The organism is Actinotalea endophytica (assembly GCF_025717005.1).
Taxonomy (GTDB): Bacteria; Actinomycetota; Actinomycetes; order Actinomycetales; family Cellulomonadaceae; genus Actinotalea.
In genome coordinates, this window is the sequence record NZ_JAOVZU010000005.1 from 214,382 (window position 1) to 238,244 (window position 23,863).

Consider the following 23,863-nt stretch of genomic DNA (forward strand, 5'->3'; position numbering starts at 1 on the left):
GAGACCGGATGGGACGAGGAGACCAGCGTTGACCAGCGAACCTGAACGCGGACCGGCACCGGCTGTCGCGGTGCTGACCTCGGGTGGCGACGCCCCCGGCATGAACGCCGTGGTGCGAGCCGTGGTCCGGACCGCGATCGGTGCGGGCGCCGCGGTGTACACGGTCCAGGAGGGTCTGCAGGGCCTCGTGGACGGCGGCGACCGAATCCGCCGCGTGGAGTGGGGCTCGGTGAGCTCGATCCAGCACCGGGGCGGGACCGTGATCGGGACGGCGCGCTCCGCCGCGTTCCGGACCCGCGAGGGCCGACTCACCGCGGCTGCGAACCTCGTCGGGCACGGCATCGACCGCCTCGTCGTGGTCGGCGGCGACGGGTCGCTGACCGGGACCGACGTCTTCCGGTCGGAGTGGCCGGGCCTGCTCGCCGAGCTGGCCGAGACCGGCCGCATCGACTCCGGCGCGCCGGAGCGCCACCGCCACCTCGTCATCGCGGGCGTGGTCGGCTCGATCGACAACGACATGGTCGGCACCGACATGACTGTCGGGGCGGACACCGCGCTGCACCGGATCATCGAGGCCATCGACGCGCTGTCCAGCACCGCGGCCAGCCACCAGCGCTCGTTCGTCGTCGAGGTCATGGGCCGGCACTGCGGCTACCTCGCGCTGATGAGCGCGATCGCCGGTGGCGCGGACTACGTCCTCATCCCGGAGAACCCGCCCGCGGAGGGCTGGGAGGACGAGATGTGCGAGCGGGTCCGCGCGGGCCGGGCCGCCGGTCGCCGCGACACCATCGTGATCGTCGCCGAGGGTGCGACCGACCGTGACGGCAACCCGCTCACCAGCCAGGGCGTGCGCGACGTGCTCGCGGATCGCCTCGGCGAGGACGTCCGGGTCACGATCCTCGGGCACGTCCAGCGCGGTGGCGCTCCCAGCGCGTACGACCGGTGGATGTCCACGCTGGTCGGTCACGCCGCAGCTCTCGAGGTCGTCAACGCCGGCCCGGAGCACGAGCCGCAGCTGATCGGCGTCGAGCACAACCGGGTGCACCGCACCCCGCTGATGGAGGCGGTCGCGAAGACCCGCGAGGTCCCCCGGCTGATCGAGGCGGGCGACTACGCCGCCGCGATGGCCGCGCGCGGGCCGTCTTTCACGCAGATGGTCGAGGTCTTCGAGGGCATCGCCCGGGCCGACCAGGAGGCGCCGTCCGGCGGCGCACGGATCGCGGTCGTGCACGGTGGCGGCCTGGCACCCGGCATGAACACCGCGGTCCGTGCCGCGGTCCGGGTCGGCCACTCGCTGGGCCACACGATGCTCGGGGTCACCGGCTCGTTCCAGGGACTCATCGACGGGCAGGTCGAGGAGCTGGCGTGGGGCGACGTCGACGGCTGGGTCGGGATGGGCGGCGCCGAGCTCGGCACCCGGCGCAAGACGCTGCGCGTCGAGCAGTACTACGCCCTGAGCCGCGCGGTGGAGAACCACGGGATCGACGGCGTCCTGGTGGTCGGCGGCCACCGCGCGTACGAGTCGCTGCTCGCGATGCACGCCGAACGTGACCGCTACCCCGCGCTCGGCATCCCGGCCCTCGGCCTGCCGGTCACGATCGACAACAACCTCCCCGGCTGGGAGACCTCGATCGGCGCCGACACCGCCCTGAACGAGATCGTCACGGCCGTCGACCGGCTCAAGCAGTCCGCGATGGCGTCGCAGCGCGCCTTCGTCGTCGAGGTCATGGGTCGCTACTGCGGCTACCTGGCCCTGATGGGCGGCCTGGCCACCGGTGCGGAGCGGGTGTACCTGAACGAGGACGGCGTCCGGCTCGCCGAGCTCAGCCAGGACGTCGCGCACATGCGGGCGAGCTTCAAGGCCGGCCGGCGCCTGCACCTGGCGATCCGCAACGAGCACGCCAGCGAGGGCTACACCACGGACGTGCTGTGCCGGCTGTTCGCCGAGGAGTCGGGCGGCGCGTACGACGTGCGTCCGATGGTGCTCGGGCACCTGCAGCAGGGTGGCAACCCGTCGCCGTTCGACCGGGTGCACGCGACCCGGCTCGCCGCGTACGGCGTGCGCTGGCTCTCCGACCAGATCGCCGCCGGGCGCCAGGACTGGTCGTTCATCGCCGCACGCGACGGGGAGCTGACCAGCGAGCCGATCCGCCTGATGGCGGACCTCACCGACATGACGTTCCAGCGCCCGCGGGAGCAGTGGTGGCTGGGACTCAAGCCGATCATGGCTGCCCTGGCCACCGAGCCGGAGGTCTGACGGTGCCCCGCTTCGCCGGGTACCGCACGCCCGACCCGGGCGGCGCGACCGGCGACGCGGTGCGCTGGTGGGACGCGAACGCGACCGACTACTACGACGAGCACGGGCCGACGCTCGGTGACGACGACCTGCTGTGGTGCCCGGAGGGCCTGACCGAGGCCGAGGTCGGGCTCCTCGGGCCGCTCGTCGGGCGCCGCGTGCTCGAGGTCGGTGCGGGCGCCGCGCAGGGCTCGCGCTGGTGCGCGGCGCACGGCGCCCAGGTGGTCGCGACGGACCTGTCCGCGGGCATGCTCGCGCAGGGTGCGCGGCTCAACGCCACCTCGGCGTCGCCCGCCCCGTTGGTCCAGGCGGACGCCCGGGCGCTGCCGTTCCCGAGCGACGCGTTCGACGTGGTGTTCTCGGCGTTCGGTGCCCTGCCGTTCGTAGCGGATGCCGGTGGGGTGCACCGCGAGGTCGCGCGGGTGCTACGAGCCGGGGGTCGCTGGGTGTTCTCGGTCACGCACCCGATCCGGTGGGCGTTCCCCGACGACCCCTCCGAGCACGGCCTCACGGCGGTGCGCTCGTACTTCGACCGGACGCCCTACGTCGAGACGGACGATGCCGGTCGGCTCGAGTACGCCGAGCACCACCGCACGGTGTCCGACCACGTCCGCGACGTGGTCGGCGCCGGCCTGGTCATCGACGCGATGGTGGAACCCGAGTGGCCCGCGGGACGCAACGAGGTCTGGGGTGGTTGGGGCCCGGTTCGCGGCGCCCTGCTGCCGGGCACGCTGATCGTGGCGGCCCACCGACCCGACTGAGCGGCCGGCGGCTGCGGCTCAGTGGCCGGCGTCGTGCCACGAACCGCCGGTGCCGACCGACACGTCGAGCGGTACCGCCAGGTCTGCGGCTGCGGCCATCTGCTCGCGCACGAGGCCCTCGACGGCGTCGCGCTCACCGGGTGCGACCTCGAGGACCAGCTCGTCGTGCACCTGCAGGAGCATGCGGGAGCCGAGGCCCTGCTGCCGGAGCTGCGCGTCCACCCCGAGCATCGCGACCTTGATCAGATCCGCGGCGCTGCCCTGGATCGGCGCGTTGAGCGCCATGCGCTCGGCCATCTCGCGGCGCTGGCGGTTGTCGCTGGTCAGGTCCGGCAGGTACCGCCGTCGGCCGAGGATGGTCGCCGTCCAGCCGGTGCGCCGAGCTTCCTCCACGACACCTGTGAGGTAGTCGCGCACGCCGCCGAAGCGATCGAAGTAGTCGTCCATGAGCGTCTGCGCCTCTCCGGTGGAGATGCTGAGCTGCTGGGACAACCCGTACGCGGACAGCCCGTAGGCCAGGCCGTAGGACATCGCCTTGATCTTCGAGCGCATCGCCGGGGTGACCTCGCTCGTCGGCACGGAGAAGACCCTCGAGCCGACGTAGGCGTGCAGGTCCTCCCCCGAGCGGAACGCGGCGATCAGGCCCTCGTCACCCGACAGGTGGGCCATGATCCGCATCTCGATCTGGCTGTAGTCCGCGGTGAGCAGGGTCTCGTACCCCTCCCTGACGACGAACGCCCGGCGGATGCCCCGGCCCGCCTCGGTGCGGATCGGGATGTTCTGCAGGTTCGGGTCGGTCGACGACAGCCGGCCGGTCGCGGCGATGGTCTGCTGGAACGTGGTGTGGATCCGGCCGTCGGCCGCGACCGACCGCAGCAGGCCCTCGACGGTCTGGCGGAGCCGGGAGGCGTCGCGGTGCGCCAGCAGGTGGGCGAGGAACGGGTGCTCGGTGCGGGCGAACAGATCGGTGAGCGCGGCGGCGTCGGTCGTGTAGCCGGTCTTGATCTTCTTCGTCTTGGGCATGTCGAGCTGGTCGAAGAGCACCTCCTGGAGCTGCTTCGGCGAGCCGAGGTTCACCTCGCGCCCGATCACCGCGTAGGCCTCCTGGGCCGCCTCGGCGACCTGGCGCGCGAACCCGTGCTCGAGCTCGGTGAGCACCGCGACGTCGGCACCGATCCCGGCGGCCTCCATCCGGGCGAGCACGTCGACCAGCGGAAGCTCGACCTCGTCGAGCAGCCGGCGCGCGCCACGGTCGGTCAGCTCACCGCCCAGCGCGTCGGTCAGCTCAGCGACCGCACCGGCCCGGACCCCACCGGCGGTGGACCCGGCCCCGTCCAGGTCGAGGTCCAGAGCGCCCTGGCCCCCCGAGCCAGCCTCCTCGACGCGTAGCTCGCGGTGCAGGTGCCGGATCGCGAGGTCGGCGAGGTCGTACGAGCGCTGGTCGGGATGGCACAGGTAGGCGGCCAGCAGCGTGTCGAACATGACGCCGCGCAGGGCGAGCCCGCGGCCGGCCAGCGCGTGCCACGCGTCCTTGGCCCCGTGCACCGTGACGGCTTCGGACGGGTCGGCGAGCCAGCGCGCGAGGGCGCCCTCGTCCGCCGGGTCGATCTCCGCGAGGTCGATCGTCAGCGCCTCGGTGCCGTCGGAGACCGCGAGGGCCCAGGCGTCGCCGTCCGCCGGCGTCGACCTGCCCTCGACGTCGAGTGCGAGGGTGCGCGCGCTGCGGGCCGAGAGCCATCCGGCGAGCTCACCGGGCTGCACCGCGTGCACGTCGAGCTGCAGCGCGGGGGTGTCCTCCGGCTCCTCCCCGACCATCGCGAAGAGCCGCTCCCGCAGCACCTTGAACTGCAGCGTGTCGAAGACCTGGTGCATCGCTTCGCGATCCCACGCCCGCACCGCGAGGTCCGGCACCTCGACCGGGAGCTCCACATCCGTCAGGGCGGCGTTGAGCTCGCGATTGAGCCGGACCTGCTCGAGGTTCGACCGGAGGTTCTCCCCCGCCTTGCCGGTGATCGCCGGAGCGGCCTGCAGGACGGCGTCGAGGTTGCCGTACGTGGTGACCCACTTCGCCGCGGTCTTGGGTCCGACACCGGGAACGCCGGGCAGGTTGTCGCTGGTCTCTCCCACGAGCGCGGCGATGTCCGGGTACCGCTGCGGCGGCACGCCGTACTTCGCCTCGACCTCGTCCGGCGTGAAGCGCACGAGGTCGGAGACACCCTTGCGCGGGTAGAGCAGGGTGACGTCGTCGGACACCAGCTGCAGCGCGTCCCGGTCGCCGGAGCAGACCAGCACGTCCATCCCGGCCGCGACGCCCTGGTGGGTGAGCGTCGCGATGATGTCGTCCGCCTCCACACCCACCTTCTCGAGCGCGGTGATCCGCATCGTCGCGAGGATCTCCTTGATCAGCGGCACCTGGCCCTTGAAGTCCGGCGGGGTGACGTCCCGGGTCGCCTTGTACTCCGGGTACCGCTCGGTGCGGAACGTCGTCCGCCCGGCGTCGAACGCGACCGCGAGGTGCGTCGGCGCCTCGTCGCGCAGCAGGTTCGCGAGCATGGCCGTGAAGCCGTAGACCGCGTTGGTGGGGGCGCCGGTCGTGGTCGCGAAGTTCTCCACCGGCAGGGCGAAGAACGCGCGGTAGGCCATCGAGTGACCGTCGACGAGCAGCAGGCGAGGTCGCGCGGGGTCCGTCACGGGTGCCAACCTAACGGTCATGACCGACACCGCCACGCCCTCGATGCCCGCGACGCCCGCAGGCACGCTGATGAGCCGGCTCGGGATCGAGGTCCTCGAGATCTCGGCCGAGCGAGCCGTGGGGACCATGCCGGTCGCCGGCAACACCCAGCCGGCCGGGCTGCTGCACGGCGGTGCCACCGCAGCGCTCGCCGAGACGCTCGGCTCCTACGCGGCCCAGGCGCACGCGGGCGAGAGCCGGCAGGTGGTCGGGATCGAGCTGTCGGTGACCCACCACCGGTCCGCGCGCGACGGGACGGTGACCGGGACCGCGACCGCTCTCAGCCTGGGACGGACGCTCGCGAGCTACGAGATCGTCGTCGTGGACTCCACGTCGCGCCGGCTGTGCACCGCGCGCTTGACCTGCCTCCTCTTGGCGGCCGACGGGTCCTGATCCTCGGCGACCACGCTCGCCACCGGGACGTCCGCCACGGCCGCGCGGGAGTGCCGCCGCCGTGCGATCAGGTCCTCGAGCCCGCGCTGCGGTCCGCGCCGGGCCGATCGCTGGAGGTCCTGCGCGAGCCGCCGGCGCAGCGCCGTGAGCGTCGAGACGCGGTACCCCGCCGCGGGGCCGAAGCCGAGCTGGACGAAGAAACGTTGCATGCCGCGGGCACCCGGCACGGGTGAGGCGTAGACGTGCGTGACCCCCGCCTGCTCGGCCAGCTCGACCGCCGAGCTCATCAGGGCGTGGCCGACGCCGCGCCGACGCTCGTCCGCGACGACGTAGACGGCTTCGACGGCCAACGACGCGTCGTCGGTGAACGGGCTCGGACCGACGACCCGACCGACCAGCAGACCGACCGGCACCTCGTCGTGCCGGGCCACGATCATCACGCCGCCGTCCAGCCCGCCCAGCGCGGCGAGCTGGCGGGTCACGGCGTCGGGGTCCGCCGAGCAGAGCTGGTTGCCGACGAGCGACTCGCGCCGCGCGGCCATGACCAGGTCGACGAGCTCCGGGACGTCGGCCGGCTCGGCCGGGCGTACCTCGATCGGACGCACGCGCACCTCCTGTCGATCGGCGGCGCCCCTGCCCCGCGGCGTCCGAACTGCAGGTTAGCCACCTGCGAGGGGGTCGCGAAAGCCGGACGACCACTTGCAAAATCCGGACGAGCACTTGGGCATGACGCGTGAAGATGCCAAGGTTTCCTCTGCGAAACCCGCACGACACATGGAATGCCTAAGGTCGCCGAAATCCGGCACTGGCATGCCGGTACGGCTGCGCCCTACGGAGCCGTTCACACCGACCGGACGGAGGCGCACGGTGCACCTTGCGGCCCCCCAGCCGAGCCAGCGCCGAAGGCGACCTGCACCGAGCCGAGCGCTCTGGCTGTTGATCACCGCTTTCGCTGCCCTGCTCGTCACAGCCCTGCCGGCCTCCGCGGCCGCGGAGCCCGCCTGCTCGCCGGACCCGGAGACCGCGTGCCTCATCGGCACGATGCGCACCGCCGCGGGCGATCCGGCGGTCGGTGTCCAGCTCGAGGTGGTGGGTCCGGACGGCAGCGAGACGGTGACCACCGGTGACGACGGCCGCTGGGTGCTGGCGGTGCACACCGCCGGTGAGTACACGGTGAACCTCGACGTCGAGACGCTCCCCGCCGGCGAGACGCTCCGTGATCCGACGGTCACGTCGCGCACGCTCACGATCGAGCTGAACTCGCAGGCCGGTGCACTGTTCGCGCTCGGCGAGCCGACGTCCTCCGGCGACGCGACGGCCGAGCCGAGCTCGGCGAGCCCGTCCGACACGAGCACGGACTCCGACCCCACCACCGAGACGCCGAGCACCTCGCCCGGCACCAACCGGGTCGCCCAGCAGTTCGCCAACGGCCTGGTCTTCGGCCTCCTGCTGGCGCTCGCCTCGGTCGGCCTGTCCCTGGTGTACGGCACGACCGGCCTGTCGAGCTTCTCGCACGGTGAGCAGGTCACCCTCGGCGCGATCCTCGCGTACGTCGGCGTGCAGCTCGTCGGCCTGCCGCTGTGGGCCGCGGCCCTCGCCGCGATCGCGATCGGCGGCGCGACCGGGTGGCTGCAGAACCTCGGCATCTGGGCCCCGCTACGGCGACGGCGCGTCGGGCTGACGCAGCAGATGATCGTCACGATCGGTCTGTCGATGGCGCTGCAGTACCTCTTCCAGTTCTTCTTCGGTGGCGGCCGGCTCCGGATCGTCACGACGTCGTCCTCACCGGTGCGGATCGGCCCGGTGGTGATGTCGGTGCAGACGCTGATCTCGGCGGGCATCGCGATCGTGGTTCTCGCCGGCGTCGCGATGTTCCTGATGTACACGCGAACCGGCCGGGCGACCCGAGCGGTGTCGGACAACCCGGCGCTCGCCGCGGCGTCGGGCATCGGGGTCGAGAGCGTGATCCGCACGGTCTGGGTCGGTGCGACCGCCCTGGCCGCGCTGGGCGGCGTGCTCACCGGCCTCTACTTCCAGGCGACCACCTGGAACATGGGCGGGACGATCCTGCTGCTGATGTTCGCGGCCGTGACCCTCGGTGGTCTCGGCACGGCCTTCGGGGCCCTCGCCGGCTCGATGGTCATCGGCATCGTCTCCGAGATGGCAAGCCTCGTGATGCCGTCGGACATGAGGTTCGCCGGCGCACTGCTCATCCTCATCCTCGTCCTGCTCATCCGGCCGCAGGGCATCCTCGGTCGCCGGGACCGGATCGGCTGAGGGGAAGGACACGGACGTGGACTGGACTCGGATCCTCACGAACGTCGCAGGCGAGCTCTTCGCCCCTGCGACCGCCGCCTACGCGCTCGCCGCGATCGGCCTCAACGTTCACTTCGGCATGACCGGCCTGATCAACATGGGCCAGGCCGGCTTCATGCTCATGGGTGCCTACGGCTTCGCGATCGCGACCATGAACGGCTGGCCCGTCTGGGCGGCCGTGCTCGCCGGTCTGATCGCCGCCGCGATCTTCGCGATCATCCTCGGTATCCCCACCCTGCAGCTGCGCGGCGACTACCTCGCCATCGTGACGATCGCGGCCGCGGAGATCGCCCGATATACCGTGCGATCGTCGTCGCTGACCTGGCTCACCGGCGGCAACGCGGGCATCTCCGGCAACGACTTCAAGGGGTCGTTCCAGAACCTGTGTCCGCTACCGGAGGGCTCCTGGGCACTAGGCCCGTTCCAGTACTCGAACTGTCTGTCGAACAGCTGGTGGCTGCGGATCGTGGGCTGGAGCCTCGTCGCGATCGCCGTGGTGCTCGTCTGGCGCTGGATGAAGAGCCCGTGGGGTCGCGTCCTCAAGGGCATCCGCGAGGACGAGGACGCCGTCCGCTCGCTCGGCAAGAACGTCTACAGCTACAAGATGCAGGCGCTCGTGCTCGGCGGTCTGTTCGGTGCCCTCGGCGGCATGATCTACGTCCTCCCCTCCGCCGTGCAGGCCGACGCACTGGGACGCACACTGACGTTCAACGTCTGGACGATCCTGCTGCTCGGCGGTGCCGCGACGGTCTTCGGGCCGGTGCTCGGCTCGCTGATCATGTGGGCGGTCCTGATGCTCATCAAGTCCGTGCTGCGTGACATGCCGTGGGACGTCATCACCAGCACCCAGGCCGAGGCGTTCTCCTGGGTGCTCGTGGGCGTCACCCTGATGGTGCTGGTGATCTTCCGACCACAAGGCATCCTCGGCGATCCGAAGGAGGTGGCGATCGATGGCCGCTAGCACGCTCACACGCAAGGAGCAGATCGCCCGCGACCTCGCGCACGTCCCGCACAAGCCGGGATCGACCAAGCCGGACCCGATCATCGTGGCCGACCACGTCACCCGCCGCTTCGGCGGCATGACCGCGGTCGACGTGCACCACCTGGAGATCCAGCGCGGCGCGATCACCGCCCTGATCGGCCCGAACGGTGCCGGCAAGACCACGCTGTTCAACCTGCTCACCGGCTTCGACCGGCCGAACAGCGGCGAGTGGTCGTTCGAGGGCACACCGCTGTCCCGGATGTCGGCGGCGAAGGTCGCCCGGTCGGGCATGGTGCGCACGTTCCAGCTCACCAAGGCCCTCTCCCGGATGACGGTCCTGGAGAACATGCGGCTCGGCGCGACCGGGCAGCCGGGCGAGAACATGCTCACCAGCCTGTTCCCGCCGGCCTGGAAGGGCCGCGAGGACGACATCACCGAGCAGGCGCTCGAGCTGCTCGCCCGGTTCAAGCTCGACACCAAGAAGGACGACTTCGCCGGCAGCCTTTCGGGCGGCCAGCGCAAGCTCCTCGAGATGGCGCGCGCGCTGATGACCAACCCGACGACGGTGATGCTCGACGAGCCGATGGCCGGCGTGAACCCGGCGCTGACCCAGTCGCTCCTCGGGCACATCGAGGGCCTGCGGGACGAGGGCATGACCGTGCTCTTCGTCGAGCACGACATGCACATGGTGCGGCACATCTCCGACTGGGTCGTCGTCATGGCGGAGGGTCGCGTGGTGGCCGAGGGCCCGCCGACGACGATCATGCAGGACCAGGCCGTCGTGGACGCCTACCTCGGCGCACACCACGACACCGATCTCGGTGACGACTCGCTGCTGGACGACGACGTGATCGACCAGCTCGAGGAAGAGGCCGAGGCCGAGGAGCACTCCCGGGCGGAGGACGGCGAATGACCACGACTGCGGAGACCCAGGTCCACAAGGGCGCGCCCGAGGGCGAGCCGCTCCTCGCGGCCGACGACCTGTACGCCGGCTACCTGCCGGGCGTCGACATCCTCAACGGCTGCAACCTCGTGCTGCACCCCGGTGAGCTCGTCGGCATCATCGGCCCGAACGGCGCCGGGAAGTCGACGCTGCTCAAGGCGCTGTTCGGCCTGGTGCCGATCCGCGCCGGGAAGGTCACGCTGCGCGGCGACGAGATCACCAACCTGCGCGCGGACAAGCTCGTCCACCGCGGTGTGGGCTTCGTGCCGCAGACCAACAACGTGTTCCCCTCGCTGACCATCGAGGAGAACATGCAGATGGGGATCTTCCAGGACGCCAAGCGGTTCGGCGAGCGGTTCGAGCGGATCGTCGACCTGTTCCCGACCCTGGGCGACCGCCGCAAGCAGCGTGCCGGCTCGCTGTCCGGTGGTGAGCGGCAGATGGTCGCCATGGCACGCGCGCTGATGATGGACCCCAAGGTTCTGCTGCTCGACGAGCCGTCCGCGGGCCTGTCCCCCGTGCGCCAGGACGAGACGTTCATCCGTACCCGGAAGATCAACAAGGCCGGTGTGTCGATCGTCATCGTCGAGCAGAACGCCCGCCGTGCTCTGCAGATCTGCGACCGTGCGTACGTGCTCGACCAGGGTGCGAACGCCTACTCGGGCCCCGGGCGCGAGCTGATGAACGACCCGAAGGTCATCGAGCTCTACCTCGGCACGCTCGCGACGGACGTCGAGGCGGCCGATGCGGAGCGGAAGGGCCAGGGGCCGAAGCACGCCTGACGCGTAGCCGCTCAGGGGCGGTCGGGCGGCTGGCTCTCGGCGGCCACGTCGAACAGCTCACCCGGTGTCGTGTCCAGGGCGTCGCACAGCGCGGTGAGCGTGGTGAAGCGGACGGCGCGCGCCTTGTTGGTCTTGAGGATCGACAGGTTGGCCATCGTCAGCCCGGTGATCGCGGAGAGCTCGGTCAGGGTCATGCCGCGCGCCTGGAGCACCGCGTCGAGGCGACAGCGCACCCGGTTCGGACGGCCGTCCTCGGCGCTGCCTGGCGGTTCAGACGACACCGGCCACGTCCTCCTTCAGCCGCGCTCCCTCAGCGAACGCCAGGCTGAGCGCGGAGACCACGACGCCGACCACGATGAGCGTCCAGGGCCACCTCGGCACGTTCGTCCCGAGACCCTCGATCGCCTCGTAGTCCACCGAGGCGACGAGTGCGGCGATGGCGGCGGTGTCGAGGAGGCCTTGGAGGATCCCCCCGCCGATCAGGACGGCGCTGAGCCAGCCGAGGAGGCGTCGTGACGGCGGTTCGAAGGCGCGGCCGGCCGCGATCTCGTCGAGCGCTCGGATGAGTAGGAGGACGGCGGCCAGGATCGTCGCGGCCGCCACGATCGATGGTCCTGCACAAAGCACTCGCAGCTGAGGCGCGAGGTCAGCCACCGTGAAGGTGTGACCCGGCCGCTCGTCGGCTTGGATCAGCTGCGGCAGCTGCTCCAGGGTCAGGCCTGGGTCCGCGCCGCCCGAGACGATCAGGAATCGCCCGGTCAGCACCGCGACCGCAGTTGCCAGGTTCGCGACCACCGCGAAGCTGCCGACGATCGACGCCAGCCCCACCCCGAGTCGGGTCGCCCAAGGTCCGCGCTTCCGACGTGACATCACGACCGCCCCCATATCGCTAGTCGATGTTATCGAAGAACGATACACGGATCGGCGGAAGCGAACGTTGTCGAGCGGGGCGCGGCGGACCGCAGGCACGACGAGGCCCCGCCGGCCGGAGCCGACGGGGCCTCGTTCGTCAGAGTGAGGCTCAGGCCTCGCCCTCGACCGCCTTCACCCAGGTGTAGGTGTTGTCGTCGTTGTACTGGTAGATGCCGATGAAGGCCGACGACGGGTCGTTGTCCGCGTTGAACGGACCGGCGCCGGAGACCGGCTGGTAGTTGATCGCCTCGCCGCTGGCAAGCAGGTCGGCGCACTCGGAGAAGCCGGTGCACTCGGTGCCACCGTCCGCACCGGAGACCGCAGCCATGTTGGCCTGGATGGTCTCACCGTCGGTCGCGCCGCCCGCCACGGCCGCCAGGGCCACGAGGATGGTCGCGTCGTAGGACTCGGCCGCGTAGGAGTAGTCCTCGAGGTCCGGGTTCACACCCAGCAGGCGCTCCTTGAAGGCGTCATCCGGGTACGCACCCGGGATGGTGCCCTGCGTGTTCCACGCGGCAAGCGTGCCGGCGTCGAAGTCGGCCGAGTAGTCGGCGGTGTTGCCGTCGACCATGTACAGGCGGCCGGTGAAGCCCTGCGCGACGAGCTCGGGGACGATCGACTTGGTCTGGTCGAACGCGATGAGCGCGATCGCCTGGGGGTTCGTGGCGAGGATGCTCGTCACGGCGTCCGCGAACGACTGAGCGGTCGGGTCGAACTCCTCGCCCGCCTTGCCGTAGGTGATCGTGCCGCCCTGGCTCTCGACCGTCGAGGAGATGACGTCACGCAGAGACGTGCCGTACTCCTCGTTGAAGACCAGGATGCCCAGGTCGGACACGCCGTCAGCAACGATCAGGTTGCCGAGCGCCGAGCCCTGGACGGTGTCCGGCGGCGCGGTGCGGAAGTAGAACGGGCTGTAGCCGGACAGCGAGGTCGCCGTGTTGGCCGGGGAGACCATGACGACCTTGGCGTTGGTGATGTCGTCGACGACCAGCTTGGTGACCGAGGACGACGCGGCGCCGATGACCGCCGAGACACCCTTCGACTGCAGGTCGGACCACGACTGGGGGGCGACATCGGCGTGGTCGGCGTCGGAGGAGTCCGCGGCCTCGTGGGTGACCTCGCTACCGAGCACACCACCGGCGTCGTTGATCTCCTGGATGGCCAGGTCGACACCCGCGATCTCGGGCGGGCCGAGGAAGGCGAGCGAACCCGTCTGCGGGAGCAACGAGCCGATGACGAGCGGCGAGGCGGTACCGCCGCCGCTGCTGTCCGAGCTGCTGCTCTCGCCGTCGGAGCCGCCGCTGCTCGAGCAGGCGGTCAGAGCGAGCGCTGCGGCACCCAACAGGGCCGCGGCGCGCACCGTGGTCGTGGTCTTCATACGTGGCACCCCTCTGGTGATCACGGGTCCCGGGACGTCGCCGCCCGGGGTTGTCGTGCAGCGCACGCTAGACCCCGCATGTGTCCGGAGTGTGACATGCGGTGTATCACAATGAGGAAGTTGTCGTTTCGTGATCCGGTTTTCACCGGACTCTCACGCACTCCGGGGCCGTGGATAATCCACGGCCCCGGAGGAGTACTGCGATGAGGTGCGGGTCAGGCCCCGCCGACCTGGTCGATGACGGCGTCGGCGACCTCGCGCATCGTCAGGCGACGGTCCATCGAGGTCTTCTGGATCCAGCGGAACGCCTCCGGCTCCGACAGGCCCATCTTCGTCATGAGCAGACCCTTGGCGCGGTCGACCCGCTTGCGGGTCTCGAACCGCTCCCCCAGGTCCGCGATCTCGTCCTCGAGGGCGAGGATCTGGCGGTACCGGGAGATCGCGATCTCCACGGCCGGCAGGAGGTCAGCGGGCGTGAACGGCTTGATCACGTACGCCATCGCGCCCGCGTCACGTGCCCGCTCGACCAGCTCGGCCTGCGAGAAGGCGGTCAGCAGCACCACCGGCGCGGCGTGCTCCTTGGCGATCCGCTCCGCGGCCGTGATGCCGTCCATCACCGGCATCTTGACGTCCATCACGACGACGTCCGGGCGAAGGTCCGTGGCCAGGGCGACGGCCTCCTCGCCGTTCGCCGCCTCACCGACGACGTCGAAGCCCGCCTCGCGGAGCGTCTCGACGACGTCCATCCGGATCAGGGCCTCGTCCTCGGCCACGACTGCGCGACGCTTGGTGCCGGGCGCGGGAGCGGGCTCCGGCTCGACGTCGGCCGCCGTCGGCAGCTCCACGGGCGCCACGGTCTCGGGCTCGGTGGCCGTGTCCGGCTCGGTGGCCTTCGCCTCGGCGGGGGTCTTGGCCGGGGTCTTGGCGGCCGGCTTCTTGGCTGCGGGTTCCTTCGTCGTCACGGGCGCTAGCCTAGACCGGTCCGACCAACGTTCCCCGTCAGGGGCCCGCGGCCGCCGAGCCGCGTCGCCCCGCGACGTCGGGACGGAGGTCGGACAGGTTGCCCCGATAGCCCAACTGGCAGAGGCGTTCGGCTCAAACCCGATCCAGTGTGGGTTCGAATCCCACTCGGGGCACCGACTTGACCTGTGGAACCGCAGCGATTGTCCTCACCTGGGGACAGATGCGGCCCGATGACGGGGTGACGAGCATCGAGAAGGGCCTCCGCGGGGACGGTACGACTGCCCACCGGGTGGTCCGGCGCGACCCCATGCAGCCCGGCCGGCAGGCGATGACGTTCGACGACCGGCGCCAAGCGGAGCAAACCGTGAAGCTGCCGGATGCGAACGGGCAACGGCTGTCGCTGGCCGTCGAAATGGCGAACGCGATCCGGCAGGGCGGCCGCACGGTGCGCGAGGTCGTCGCCGAGCACCTCGACTTGCTCAATCGCGACGCGTGGCCCGGGCATGTCACCCGGCACGCGATCCGAGCGAGGCCTCCGACGGGCGCGACTCGCACCCAGTCGGAGGCCTCACCCGGTCGCCGTTGTTCGCCCTCGGTGGCCGAGGGCGCCCCCGCAACTAGAGGTCGACGGCGACGCGGTAGCCCGCGTTCACTGCCTCCCCCACCTTGGCGGGCGTGACGCAGTCGCCGACCGGGTGCACGCCGGATCGTCCGGCCAGGGCATCGACCAGGCTCGTCGCCGGGCGCACGCCGAACGCCGCGACGACCGTGTCCGCCTCGACCGCAACCGGACCGTCGGGCCCCACGACGGTCACCCCGGAGGCGTCGACCGCTGTGACCTTGTGCTGCGTGAGGAGCCGCACGTCCGCCTCGGCGAGCTGGCGGAGCAGCGGGAGCCGATTGAGGAAGAGCATGTCCTGGGCGATGTCGTCAGCCATCTCCACGAGGGTCACGTCGTGGCCGTCGTGCGCCAGCTCCAGGGCCAGGTCGGCACCCGAGAGGCCGCCGCCCGCGACGACGACCCGATGGCCCAGGGTCGCACCCTGGTGCGCCGCCAGGACGTCGACGACGTTCGGCCCGTCGATGCCCGGGATGCGGGGCTCCAGCGGGAGCGAGCCGGTCGCGACGACGATGTCGTCGGCGCCGTCGAGCTCGGGCGACGAGGCGTCGATCCGGGTACCGGTGTGCACGGTCACGGGAAGGCCGGCGAGCTGCCCCTCCCACCAGCCGACCATCCCCCGCAGCTCCCGCTTGAAGTCCGGGCTCGCGGCCGGCCAGAGGACTCCCCCGATGTGGTCCGCCTGCTCGTACACGTCGACCGTGTGCCCGCGGAGCCCGGCGACTCGCGCCGCCTCGAGCCCGGCCGGGCCGGCACCGACGACGACCACGCGCTTGCTCGCCGGGGCCCGCTCGATCGACAGGGTCAGCTCGTTGCCAGCCTCGGGGTTGACGGCGCACCCCAGGCTCCCGCCGGCGAACACGTTCCCGATGCACATCTGGTTGCAGCGGATGCACGGCCGGATGTCGGCGCGGCTGCCGGACGCGAGCTTGCCCACCCAGGCGGGGTCGGCGATGTGCCCGCGCCCGACGCCCACGAAGTCGGCGTCACCCGCTGCGAGGACGGCCTCGGCCGACTCGGGGGTGAGGTTGCCCACCGCCATGACCGGGATCGAGAGGACCTCCTTCATGGCGCGGGCGGACGGGACCATGCAGTCGTCGCCGAGGTAGTACGGCGGGAAGACCCAGTCCATGGCGTCGTACGAGCCGTCGTCCGCCATCAGCAGGTCGAGCCCGGCCTCCTGCAGGAGCAGCGCGATCTGCTGGGCCTCGGCCACGTCGCGTCCGCCGGACACGTGGTTGAGCACCGACAGGCGGAAGCTCACCGGGAGGCCGGGGGCCGCGGCCTTGACCGCCTGGATGATCTCGGTGGCGAAGCGGGTGCGGTTCTCCACCGAACCGCCGTACTCGTCCGTCCGGCGGTTCCACTGCCGCCCGAGGAACTGGTCGAGCAGGTATCCGGTGTGCCCGTGCACGTCGATCCAGTCGGCGCCGGCGGCCGCGCACCGCGCTGCGGCCTCGCCGACGCTGCGGACGATCGCGCGAACCTCCTCCGTCTCCAGCGGCCGGCACAGCACGGCGGGGTTCCAGTAGCTCGGGTTGTCCGACGCCGAGACGGGCGGGGTCTCCGGCGTGAAGGCCGGGTTGTTCCGGCCCTGCCCCGGGGTGAGCTGGACCGCCAGCAGCCCGCCGACGGCGTGAACGGCGTCGGCGACCTGGGCGAGACCCGGGATGCACTCGTCGGCGTCCATCCGCGCGAGCCCACCCATGTTCTCGTAGGTCGTGCAGGTGCTGGTGAGCTCCGTCACGACGAGGGCGACACCGCCACGGGCGCGCTCTGCGTAGTACGCGGCCTGGCGCTCGGAGAAGAAGCCCTCCGGCGTGGACATCGCGGTGCCCATCGGCGGCATGATCACGCGGTTCTTGAGCTCGAGCCCGCCGACGACGGCCGGGCTGAGGACGTGCTGGAAGGTCGACATCGGTGAGTCCCTCGTGGTCGCAGTGATGGTCCGCTGCGAACGGTAGACGGACTCGTCTGTCTACCGTGGGACCAAAGGCATGCGTACGATCGGGCACCGGTACGGTGGCGACACTCGACGGAGGAGGGAACAGATGGCCCGGCCCGACCAGGCCGTCGACGAGGCACCGACGTTCGTCGTCGGTCGGCCGGCGCGCGACGGAGGGCAGTCACCCGTCGCCCGGCGCATCCTCGACGTCGCCACGCCCCTGTTCTACGGCCAGGGCATCCGCGCGGTCAGCGCCGACGTGATCATCGAGGCAGCTGAGGTCACCAAGGCCACCTTCTACCGCCACTTCCCCACCAAGGACCACCTGGTCACCTCCTACCTCCTGGCGATCGTCGAGGGCGAGCGCGCGGCCGTCTCCCAGTGGCGCGCGCAGTACCCCGACGAACCCGGACGGGTCCTCCTCGCCTACGCCCGGGCGCTGATCGCCGAGGTCAGCAGCCCCAGCTTCCGCGGCTGCCCGTTCGTCAACGCGACCGCCGAGTACCCCGACCTCAGCAACGCGGTCCGGTCGGCCGTCGGCCTGCACCGCGCGTGGCTCCGGGACACCGCGGCCGAGCTGTTGGCCGAGCTCGGGGTCCGCGAGCCGCAGGCGGTCGCCGTCGCACTGATCATGCTTCGCGACGGGGCGATGGTGGCCGGCGACGGAGCCACCGGGTGGGGCGTGTCCGAGGCCCTGCTCCGAGCCGGCCACACCCTGGTGCGGGTCGGGCTCGATCCCGTCGTGACCGACTGACACACCGCGGACGTCCGGTGGAGGGCTGCGGGCCAGCCGGCATCGCCGGTCTCGCCGGCATGGTGGGCGCTGGGCGTTGCTCGGGGACCTGACCTGGTCCCCGCGGGGCCAACCCGGTCCCGGGGTGGCGACGGGCGCCTCGAGCCCGCACCATCGTCGAACGGCATCCGCGCAACCCGAAGGGGGACTCACCTGGCAACGGGAATGGCACCTGCGGGTGGACGCTCCGGAGATCACGCTCTGGCGGCGGGGATCACGGCCGTACTCGGCCTCTTCGTCCCCGGCATCGGGGACTTCATCGCCCTGGCCGCGTCGATCGCCGCGATGGCCCTCGGCGCCATCGGACTGCGGCAGTACGAGTCGGGACGGTCACCACGCTCCGCCCCGGCCGCCGTAGGGGTCGTGCTCGGCGCGCTGGCCGCGCTCGGCGTCGGCGTCCTGGCGCTCGCGAGCGTGACCTGAGTCGCTGCTGCCCTCGCCTGCCCGCGCACAGCACACCGTCGGACCACCGTGGTGCCCACCGCCGCCGCCGAGGTTCGGCTGTGCCCGGGTGCTTTCGTCCCACGCGCCCCGTCAGCCGGTGTTGCGCAGACCGGCCGCGATCCCGTTGATGGTGAGCAGCAACGCGCGCTGCAGGTCGCTGTCCGGCGCGGCTTCCTCCTGCTGGGCGCGCGAGCGCCCGAGCAACGAGACCTGCAGGGCGTGCAACGGCAGCAGGTAGTCCTCCCGGATCGCGAGCGTGTGACGCAGCAGCGGCGCCGACTCCAGCAGCTCGTTCTGGCCGGTGACCGCGAGCACCTCGGCCACCGTGCGGGCGTGCTCGGTGCGGATCCGCTCGAAGAGCGGCGCGGCGTCCGCGGGCACCAGCTCGCGCACGTAGCGGTCGGCGAGGTCGAGGTCGGTCTTGGTCAGCGTCATCTGCACGTTGGACACGAAGGTCCGGAAGAACGGCCAGGTGCCGTACATCTCGGCCAGCGTGTCGCCCCAGCCCGCCTCGCGCGCCGCCGCGAGGCCCGACCCGACGCCGTACCAGCCGGGCAGGATGATCCGCGCCTGCGTCCAGCCGAAGACCCAGGGGATGGCGCGCAGGTCGCTCAGGTCCCCGTCGCCGCCCGGGCGCTTCGAGGGCCGTGAGCCGATGTTCATCTTGCCCAGCTCCTCCACCGGCGTGGCGGAGACGAAGAACTGCACGAGGGCCGGGTCGCCGACCAGCTCGCGGTAGGCCGACTTGCCCGCCGCGGCCACCAGGTCCATGGTCTCGTCCCAGCCGGCGAGCACCTGCGGCGCGAGCGCCGGCCGGCGGTGCAGCACCGACGCCTCCAGCGTCGCTGCGAGCGCGTTCTCGAGGTTCCAGCGCCCCAGACCCGGCAGCGTGTACTTGTCGGAGATCACCTCGCCCTGCTCGGTGATCTTGATCGGCCCGTCCAGGCTGCCGTTCGGCTGGGCCATGATCGCCTCGCCGGTCGGACCGCCGCCGCGCCCGACGGACCCGCCCCGGCCGTGGAAGAGCCGCAGCATGACCCCGTGCCGGGCGGCGACGTCCCGCAGCGCCCGTTGCGCGCGATGGATCTGCCACTGCGAGGCGGCGATGCCGGCATCCTTCGAGGAGTCGGAGTAGCCCAGCATGATCTCCTGCACGTTCCCGCGGGCAGCCACCAGCCGCCGGTACGCCGGCTCCGAGAGCATCGCGTCCATGAACTCGGCGCCACTCTCCAGATCGGCCACGGTCTCGAACAGCGGCGCGAAGCCGATCCGCGCCGTCGCGGGTCGCTCCTCGGTACCGAGGTCGAGCAGGCCGGCCTCGCGGGCGAGCACGACCACGGCGAAGATGTCGTCCACGTCGTGGGTCATGGACACGATGTAGGTCTCGATCACCTCCTCGCCGAACCGGTCGAGCGCCTCACGGATCGCGGCGAACAGCTCCAGGCTCGCCGTCGCCGCCCCGGGCAGCTCGACGCGGGCGCCACCGAGCAGCGGACGCCGGGACGCGAGCTCGGCGCGCAGCAGAGCGACCCGGTCGGCGCGTTCGAGGTCGGCGTAGGGGGTGTCGAGCTCGCCCAGCCGGTCGTAGAGGACGCCCAGCGCGTCGTGGTGCCGCTGGCTGTGCTCACGGATGTCCAGCGTCGCCAGACCGAAGCCGATCGCCGTGGCGGTGCGGATCATCCGGAGGATCGCGCCGTCGGCCGTGAGCTGGTCTCCGCCGGCGATCATCGAGTCGCGCACCAGGACGAGGTCGGCGAGCAGCCCGTCCAGCCTCAGGTAGTCCCGGCCGGGCTCGTGCGCGGTGCCGTTGGCGATCCGCTCGCGGGTGCGCTGCAGCCGCACGCGCACGTAGGACAGCTTCTGGCGGTACGGCTCCTCGGCGTCCAGTCGACGAACCAGCGCGTGCGTGTTCGGCAGCGCCGCAGCATCCGCCTCGAGGCTGGCCAGCAGGTCCTCGCTGACCGAGACCACGCGGGTCGAGGCGCTCATCTCGGTGAGCAGGTCGTCCGCCGCTGCGATCAGGGTCCTGAGGCCGTGGTCGTGCAGCAGACCGAGCACGGTGAGAGTGACCTGGGGCGTGACGAACGGGTTGCCGTCGCGGTCGCCGCCCGCCCAGCTCCCGAACCGCAGCGGGCGGGCGTCGACCGGCAGCTCGACGCCCACGGAGGCCAACGTGCGGTCGAGCTCCTGCAGAAGGTCCGGGACGACGTGGGCGGCGAGCGACTCCAGGTAGTAGATCGCCGTCCTCGCCTCGTCCTGCGGCTCGGGTCGGACCACCCGGAGCTCATCGGTCTGCCACAGCAGGTCCACCAGCTCTGCGAGCCGCCGTTCGAGCCGCGGGGTGTCCGCCGGCGAACGCACCGGGTCGCCGAGTGCGGCAACCACGTCGGCGATCTTGCGGAGCAGCTCGAGCACCGAGCGGCGGCTGGCCTCCGTCGGGTGAGCGGTGAAGACCGGCCGGTACTCCAGCCTGGCGAGGACCTCGTCCACGAGGTCCTCAGCCAGGTCCCCCGTGGCGACGGCGGTGCCGATCCGGCCTGCGGTCGTCGCCAGCGGCCCCTCGGCCCCCGCAGCGAGCTCACGCCACCGGTAGAGCTGCTCGGCGATGTTGGCCAGCTGGAAGTAGGCGGTGAACGCGCGCGCCAGTCGCACCGCTGTTGCGTCGTCGACGTCGGACAGGACGTCGTGCAGCTCTTCGTCCCGGCCCTCGCGCGCCAGGCCGCGCACGCGTTCGACCAGGTCCAGCAGGTCTTCTCCCTCGTGCCGGATGAGCGCTTCGCCGAGGAGCCGGCCGAGCAGCTTCACCGTGGTCCGAAGGGCTGCGTGGTGGGCGTCGGAGGACACGCCACCCGCGTACTGGGCGACGTCGGACAGCCGAAGACCGGCGCTGATCGGCTCCTGGGAGGCTCGCGAGTGCATGCCGCACAGTCTGAGGTCCCAAGCGTCAGGCTGCATGTCGCGGCCCGTGACGGCACGCCGCCGGGCAGGCAGGCGTGGTGGGGTCAGCCGAACGAGCGTTCCCCGTCCGGCCACACGACCCGTGCCACACCGGACCCGGCCAGGACCCGGAAACAGTTGAAGCACGGCTCGTCGGTGCAGTAGACGGTCGCACCGGCACGCTTCTCCCGGGCTACTTCCATGACCACGTTCTCCTCGGCGTGGATCGCCTCACACCGACCCGTGTCGGTGCCGACGTAGTCGGTCCCGGTCGGGTGCTCGTCGTAGGTGAGCCGCCCGCGGGGGCACGCGCCATCGGTCAGGCAGCCGGGCTGCCCCGGGGGGTAGCCGTTGTACCCGGTGCCGAGGACCCGGTGGTCCGGGGACATCATCACGGCCCCCACCAGCCGGCGGGTGCAGTCGGCGCGGGTGGAGACCGCGGTCGCGATCGTCAGGCCCCACTGGTCCCATGACGGTCGGGCCCGCGGGGGGCCATGGACGACTGGGCTCACACGTCCTCCAAGAGGGGCAACGGCTGAGGCGAACGGTACCCGGCCAGAGCCCATCGGTCCCGGGATCGCCCGGATCCCCACGGGCCGCACCCCCACTCGGCCACCGCGAAGGCGCCGTGCTCGATCTCCCCGCCCAGGGTCTGCCGAACAAGGGCGTCGCCGGCGCGCTGCACATCAGGCCCAGGACCGTTCCTTCTCGGTCATGGCCACCGATCCCGGCCGACCGGCGGACGGTCGGCCGGGAGCTGGCGGGCTACTCCTTCTCGGGGGTGACGATCGCGAAGTCCGGGTCCCCGGGATCCAGGACCGCCATCAGCCGCCCGAGCGCCGACGCGTCCCCGGCCAGCTCGATACCGGCCTGGGCCATCGCCTCCGGGCTGAGGCCGCCGCCTGCGAGCGCGGCGAGCTGGGCGTGGTGCGGCAGGGTGAGCGTCGCGTCCGCACCCTCGCTCTCCGCGACGCGCCGATGGGTCAGGACCCCGTTGGCGAGGGTGACGCGGTAGCGCGCGCCGTCATCGGTGAAGGCGACGTCGATCGTCAGGTGGTCGTCCCACGCTCGCGGGCCGTCGACCTGGATCGCGAGGGCGTCGAAGAGCATCTCCGGCGTGAGCTGGGCGATCATGTCGGCCGCCGACGTCGCGATCGGCGTGCCGAAGGAACCCTCGCGCAGCTCCGTCGCCCCGGAGAGGTAGAAGTTCCGCCAGGTGCCGTTCTCGGACCCGTAGCCGAGCTGCTCGTACGTGTCCGCGAGGAGCTCACGGGCGGCGGCGTGGCCGGGCTCGGCGAACACGACGTGGCCGAGCACCTCGGCGACCCAGCGGTAGTCCCCGGCGTCGAACGACCCTCGGGCCTTGGCGACCACGGCGTCAGCCCCACCCATGAACTCGACGTACCGGATGGCCTGCTCCACGGGCGGGTGCTGCCACAGGTGAGCCGGGTTCCCGTCGAACCAGCCCAGGTAGCGCTGGTAGATGGCCTTCACGTTGTGGCTCACCGAGCCGTAGTAGCCGTGCGTGCTCCAGGCCTTCTCCAGCGCCGGCGGCAAGGTCATCGCCTCGGCGATCTCAGGTCCGGTCAGCCCCTGGTTCAGCATGCGCAAGGTCTGGTCGTGCAGGTAGGCGTAGAGGTCTCGCTGCGTCTCGAGGAAGGTCAGGATCCGGTCGCCACCCCAGGTCGGCCAGTGGTGCGAGGCGAACGCCACGTCGGATCGTGCCGAGAAGAGGTCGATGGCCTCCGTGAGGTACTTCGACCAGACGTTCGGGTCACGGACCAGGGCACCGCGCAGGGTCAGCAGGTTGTGCAGGTTGTGGGTGGCGTTCTCGGCCATGCACAGCGCCCGGTAGCGCGGGAAGTAGAAGTGCATCTCGGCGGGGGCCTCGGTCCCGGGAGCCATCTGGAACTCGATCTCCAGACCGTCGACGACCTCCACCTGGCCGGTGCTCGTGATGTCCACCGTGGGCACGATCAACGTGATGGTGCCCGTGGAGGTCGTCTGGCCGAGTCCCGCGCCCACGGCACCCCGCGGCCCGCGGTCGAGCGCAGCCCCGTACATGTAGCCGGCGCGCCGCGACATGGCCGTGCCCGCGTAGACGTTCTCGGCGATCGCATGGTGGACGAAGCCCTCCGGGGCGAGCACCGCGACCCGGCCGGCGTCGACGTCGGCCTGCGTGGTCACGCCCTTGACCCCGCCGAAGTGGTCGGCGTGGGAGTGGGTGTAGATCACCCCGGTGACCGGACGGTCGCCTCGGTGCTCCCGGTACAGGGCCAGCGCGGCCGCCGCGCACTCGGTCGAGATGAGCGGGTCGATGACGACAACCCCACTGTCCCCCTCGACGAACGTGATGTTCGACAGGTCCAGGCCACGCACCTGGTAGATGCCCTCCGTGACCTCGAACAGGCCCTGCTTGGTGACGAGCGACGACTGGCGCCACAGGCTCGGGTTCACCGAGCCCGGCGCCTCACCGCTGATGAAGGCGTACGAGTCGTTGTCCCACACGACCCGTCCGTCGTCGGCACGGACCACCCCCGGCTCGAGCTTGGCGATGAAGCCGCGTTCGGCGTCGGCGAAGTCCTGGGTGTCGTCGAACGGCCAGCGCTCGGCGAGTGCCCGCTGCTGCCCGATGACGATCGCGGTGGGGTCCTTCTGCGTGGCCATC

Annotated in this window: 19 protein-coding genes and 1 tRNA gene; 10 read left to right on the forward strand and 10 right to left on the reverse strand. The window is 71.5% G+C overall.

The features are described from left to right. The first annotated feature begins 28 nt into the window (after positions 1-28). Together OEB99_RS10350 and OEB99_RS10355 are read left to right on the forward strand one after the other, a co-directional pair. Complete coding sequence (locus tag OEB99_RS10350) at positions 29-2,257, forward strand: 6-phosphofructokinase (RefSeq protein WP_263509972.1); 2,229 nt, start codon at positions 29-31, stop codon at positions 2,255-2,257. A 2-nt stretch (positions 2,258-2,259) separates the two neighbouring features. Continuing rightward, on the forward strand, positions 2,260-3,057 hold the full coding sequence (locus tag OEB99_RS10355) for a class I SAM-dependent methyltransferase (RefSeq protein ID WP_263509973.1): 798 nt from the start codon (positions 2,260-2,262) through the stop codon (positions 3,055-3,057). 18 nt (positions 3,058-3,075) lie between these two features. Here OEB99_RS10355 and polA read toward each other — a convergent pair whose 3' ends face one another. Then, a complete protein-coding gene (gene polA / locus OEB99_RS10360; protein WP_263509974.1) occupies positions 3,076-5,769 on the reverse strand; it encodes a DNA polymerase I in 2,694 nt (897 codons plus the stop codon). On the opposite strand from polA, the gene OEB99_RS10365 reads away from it, so the two are divergent. Then, entirely contained in the window at positions 5,768-6,181 is a 414-nt protein-coding gene (locus OEB99_RS10365) for a PaaI family thioesterase (RefSeq protein WP_263509975.1), read from the forward strand. The genes polA and OEB99_RS10365 overlap by 2 nt on opposite strands. On the opposite strand, the gene OEB99_RS10370 is transcribed toward OEB99_RS10365, so the two are convergent. Next, positions 6,094-6,786 carry a GNAT family N-acetyltransferase gene (locus OEB99_RS10370; RefSeq protein WP_263509976.1) on the reverse strand — a complete coding sequence of 231 codons (693 nt, stop codon included), beginning with the start codon at positions 6,784-6,786 and terminating at the stop codon, positions 6,094-6,096. The genes OEB99_RS10365 and OEB99_RS10370 overlap by 88 nt on opposite strands. 331 nt (positions 6,787-7,117) lie before the next feature. Here OEB99_RS10370 and OEB99_RS10375 point away from each other — a divergent pair, with 331 nt between their 5' ends. The 4 genes from OEB99_RS10375 to OEB99_RS10390 are packed head-to-tail and all read left to right on the forward strand — an operon-like array spanning position 7,118 to position 11,204. Further along, positions 7,118-8,458, forward strand: a complete 1,341-nt coding sequence (locus tag OEB99_RS10375) for a branched-chain amino acid ABC transporter permease (RefSeq protein ID WP_318011403.1) — start codon at positions 7,118-7,120, stop codon at positions 8,456-8,458. A gap of 16 nt (positions 8,459-8,474) precedes the next feature. Then, complete coding sequence (locus OEB99_RS10380; RefSeq protein ID WP_263509978.1) at positions 8,475-9,458, forward strand: branched-chain amino acid ABC transporter permease; 984 nt, start codon at positions 8,475-8,477, stop codon at positions 9,456-9,458. Next, positions 9,448-10,392, forward strand: a complete 945-nt coding sequence (locus OEB99_RS10385; protein ID WP_263509979.1) for an ABC transporter ATP-binding protein — start codon at positions 9,448-9,450, stop codon at positions 10,390-10,392. The genes OEB99_RS10380 and OEB99_RS10385 overlap by 11 nt, the downstream gene beginning before the upstream one ends. Further along, positions 10,389-11,204 (forward strand): ABC transporter ATP-binding protein, encoded by an 816-nt coding sequence (locus OEB99_RS10390; protein ID WP_263509980.1) that lies wholly within the window; start codon positions 10,389-10,391, stop codon positions 11,202-11,204. Before OEB99_RS10385 ends, OEB99_RS10390 begins: the two co-directional genes overlap by 4 nt. A gap of 11 nt (positions 11,205-11,215) precedes the next feature. Here the strand turns inward: OEB99_RS10390 and OEB99_RS10395 are convergent, their stop codons facing one another. The 4 genes from OEB99_RS10395 to OEB99_RS10410 all read right to left on the reverse strand — a co-directional run bounded on the left by OEB99_RS10395 (position 11,216) and on the right by OEB99_RS10410 (position 14,339). Continuing rightward, positions 11,216-11,485 (reverse strand): helix-turn-helix domain-containing protein, encoded by a 270-nt coding sequence (locus tag OEB99_RS10395; protein ID WP_411910685.1) that lies wholly within the window; start codon positions 11,483-11,485, stop codon positions 11,216-11,218. Then, positions 11,475-12,074, reverse strand: coding sequence for a DUF2975 domain-containing protein (locus OEB99_RS10400; RefSeq protein WP_263509981.1), 600 nt, complete (start codon positions 12,072-12,074; stop codon positions 11,475-11,477). Before OEB99_RS10400 ends, OEB99_RS10395 begins: the two co-directional genes overlap by 11 nt. 151 nt (positions 12,075-12,225) lie before the next feature. Further along, complete coding sequence (locus tag OEB99_RS10405) at positions 12,226-13,494, reverse strand: ABC transporter substrate-binding protein (protein ID WP_263509982.1); 1,269 nt, start codon at positions 13,492-13,494, stop codon at positions 12,226-12,228. A gap of 215 nt (positions 13,495-13,709) precedes the next feature. Continuing rightward, positions 13,710-14,339 (reverse strand): ANTAR domain-containing response regulator, encoded by a 630-nt coding sequence (locus OEB99_RS10410; protein ID WP_263510126.1) that lies wholly within the window; start codon positions 14,337-14,339, stop codon positions 13,710-13,712. Between the two features lie 217 nt (positions 14,340-14,556). On the opposite strand from OEB99_RS10410, the gene OEB99_RS10415 reads away from it, so the two are divergent. Beyond that, positions 14,557-14,630: transfer RNA gene (locus OEB99_RS10415), tRNA-Leu, on the forward strand. Between the two features lie 444 nt (positions 14,631-15,074). Here the strand turns inward: OEB99_RS10415 and OEB99_RS10420 are convergent. Continuing rightward, complete coding sequence (locus tag OEB99_RS10420) at positions 15,075-16,994, reverse strand: oxidoreductase (RefSeq protein WP_263509983.1); 1,920 nt, start codon at positions 16,992-16,994, stop codon at positions 15,075-15,077. 133 nt (positions 16,995-17,127) lie between these two features. Here OEB99_RS10420 and OEB99_RS10425 point away from each other — a divergent pair, with 133 nt between their 5' ends. Together OEB99_RS10425 and OEB99_RS10430 are read left to right on the forward strand one after the other, a co-directional pair. Beyond that, entirely contained in the window at positions 17,128-17,775 is a 648-nt protein-coding gene (locus tag OEB99_RS10425; RefSeq protein WP_263509984.1) for a TetR/AcrR family transcriptional regulator, read from the forward strand. 204 nt (positions 17,776-17,979) lie between these two features. Next, a complete protein-coding gene (locus tag OEB99_RS10430) occupies positions 17,980-18,237 on the forward strand; it encodes a hypothetical protein (protein WP_263509985.1) in 258 nt (85 codons plus the stop codon). Between the two features lie 111 nt (positions 18,238-18,348). Here OEB99_RS10430 and ppc read toward each other — a convergent pair whose 3' ends face one another. The 3 genes from ppc to OEB99_RS10445 form a co-directional block, all read right to left on the reverse strand. After that, positions 18,349-21,177 carry a phosphoenolpyruvate carboxylase gene (ppc, locus tag OEB99_RS10435; RefSeq protein WP_263509986.1) on the reverse strand — a complete coding sequence of 943 codons (2,829 nt, stop codon included), beginning with the start codon at positions 21,175-21,177 and terminating at the stop codon, positions 18,349-18,351. An 83-nt stretch (positions 21,178-21,260) separates the two neighbouring features. Beyond that, a complete protein-coding gene (locus OEB99_RS10440) occupies positions 21,261-21,707 on the reverse strand; it encodes a deoxycytidylate deaminase (RefSeq protein ID WP_263509987.1) in 447 nt (148 codons plus the stop codon). Between the two features lie 253 nt (positions 21,708-21,960). Next, the gene (locus OEB99_RS10445) at positions 21,961-23,862 is read right to left on the reverse strand and encodes an alkyl/aryl-sulfatase (RefSeq protein WP_263509988.1); all 1,902 of its coding nucleotides are present in this window, start codon (positions 23,860-23,862) and stop codon (positions 21,961-21,963) included. Between the last annotated feature and the right edge of the window lies 1 nt (position 23,863).

What these genes read in the sequence shown, in the direction of transcription:
- OEB99_RS10365 (WP_263509975.1), top strand. Translation starts at nt 5,768, where the DNA reads ATGACCGACACCGCCACGCCCTCGATGCCCGCGACGCCCGCAGGCACG.
- polA (WP_263509974.1), bottom strand. Translation starts at nt 5,769, where the DNA reads ATGACCGTTAGGTTGGCACCCGTGACGGACCCCGCGCGACCTCGCCTG.
- OEB99_RS10385 (WP_263509979.1), top strand. Translation starts at nt 9,448, where the DNA reads ATGGCCGCTAGCACGCTCACACGCAAGGAGCAGATCGCCCGCGACCTC.
- OEB99_RS10390 (WP_263509980.1), top strand. Translation starts at nt 10,389, where the DNA reads ATGACCACGACTGCGGAGACCCAGGTCCACAAGGGCGCGCCCGAGGGC.
- OEB99_RS10400 (WP_263509981.1), bottom strand. Translation starts at nt 12,074, where the DNA reads ATGTCACGTCGGAAGCGCGGACCTTGGGCGACCCGACTCGGGGTGGGG.
- OEB99_RS10405 (WP_263509982.1), bottom strand. Translation starts at nt 13,494, where the DNA reads ATGAAGACCACGACCACGGTGCGCGCCGCGGCCCTGTTGGGTGCCGCA.
- OEB99_RS10420 (WP_263509983.1), bottom strand. Translation starts at nt 16,994, where the DNA reads ATGTCGACCTTCCAGCACGTCCTCAGCCCGGCCGTCGTCGGCGGGCTC.
- OEB99_RS10425 (WP_263509984.1), top strand. Translation starts at nt 17,128, where the DNA reads ATGGCCCGGCCCGACCAGGCCGTCGACGAGGCACCGACGTTCGTCGTC.
- OEB99_RS10430 (WP_263509985.1), top strand. Translation starts at nt 17,980, where the DNA reads ATGGCACCTGCGGGTGGACGCTCCGGAGATCACGCTCTGGCGGCGGGG.
- ppc (WP_263509986.1), bottom strand. Translation starts at nt 21,177, where the DNA reads ATGCACTCGCGAGCCTCCCAGGAGCCGATCAGCGCCGGTCTTCGGCTG.
- OEB99_RS10445 (WP_263509988.1), bottom strand. Translation starts at nt 23,862, where the DNA reads ATGGCCACGCAGAAGGACCCCACCGCGATCGTCATCGGGCAGCAGCGG.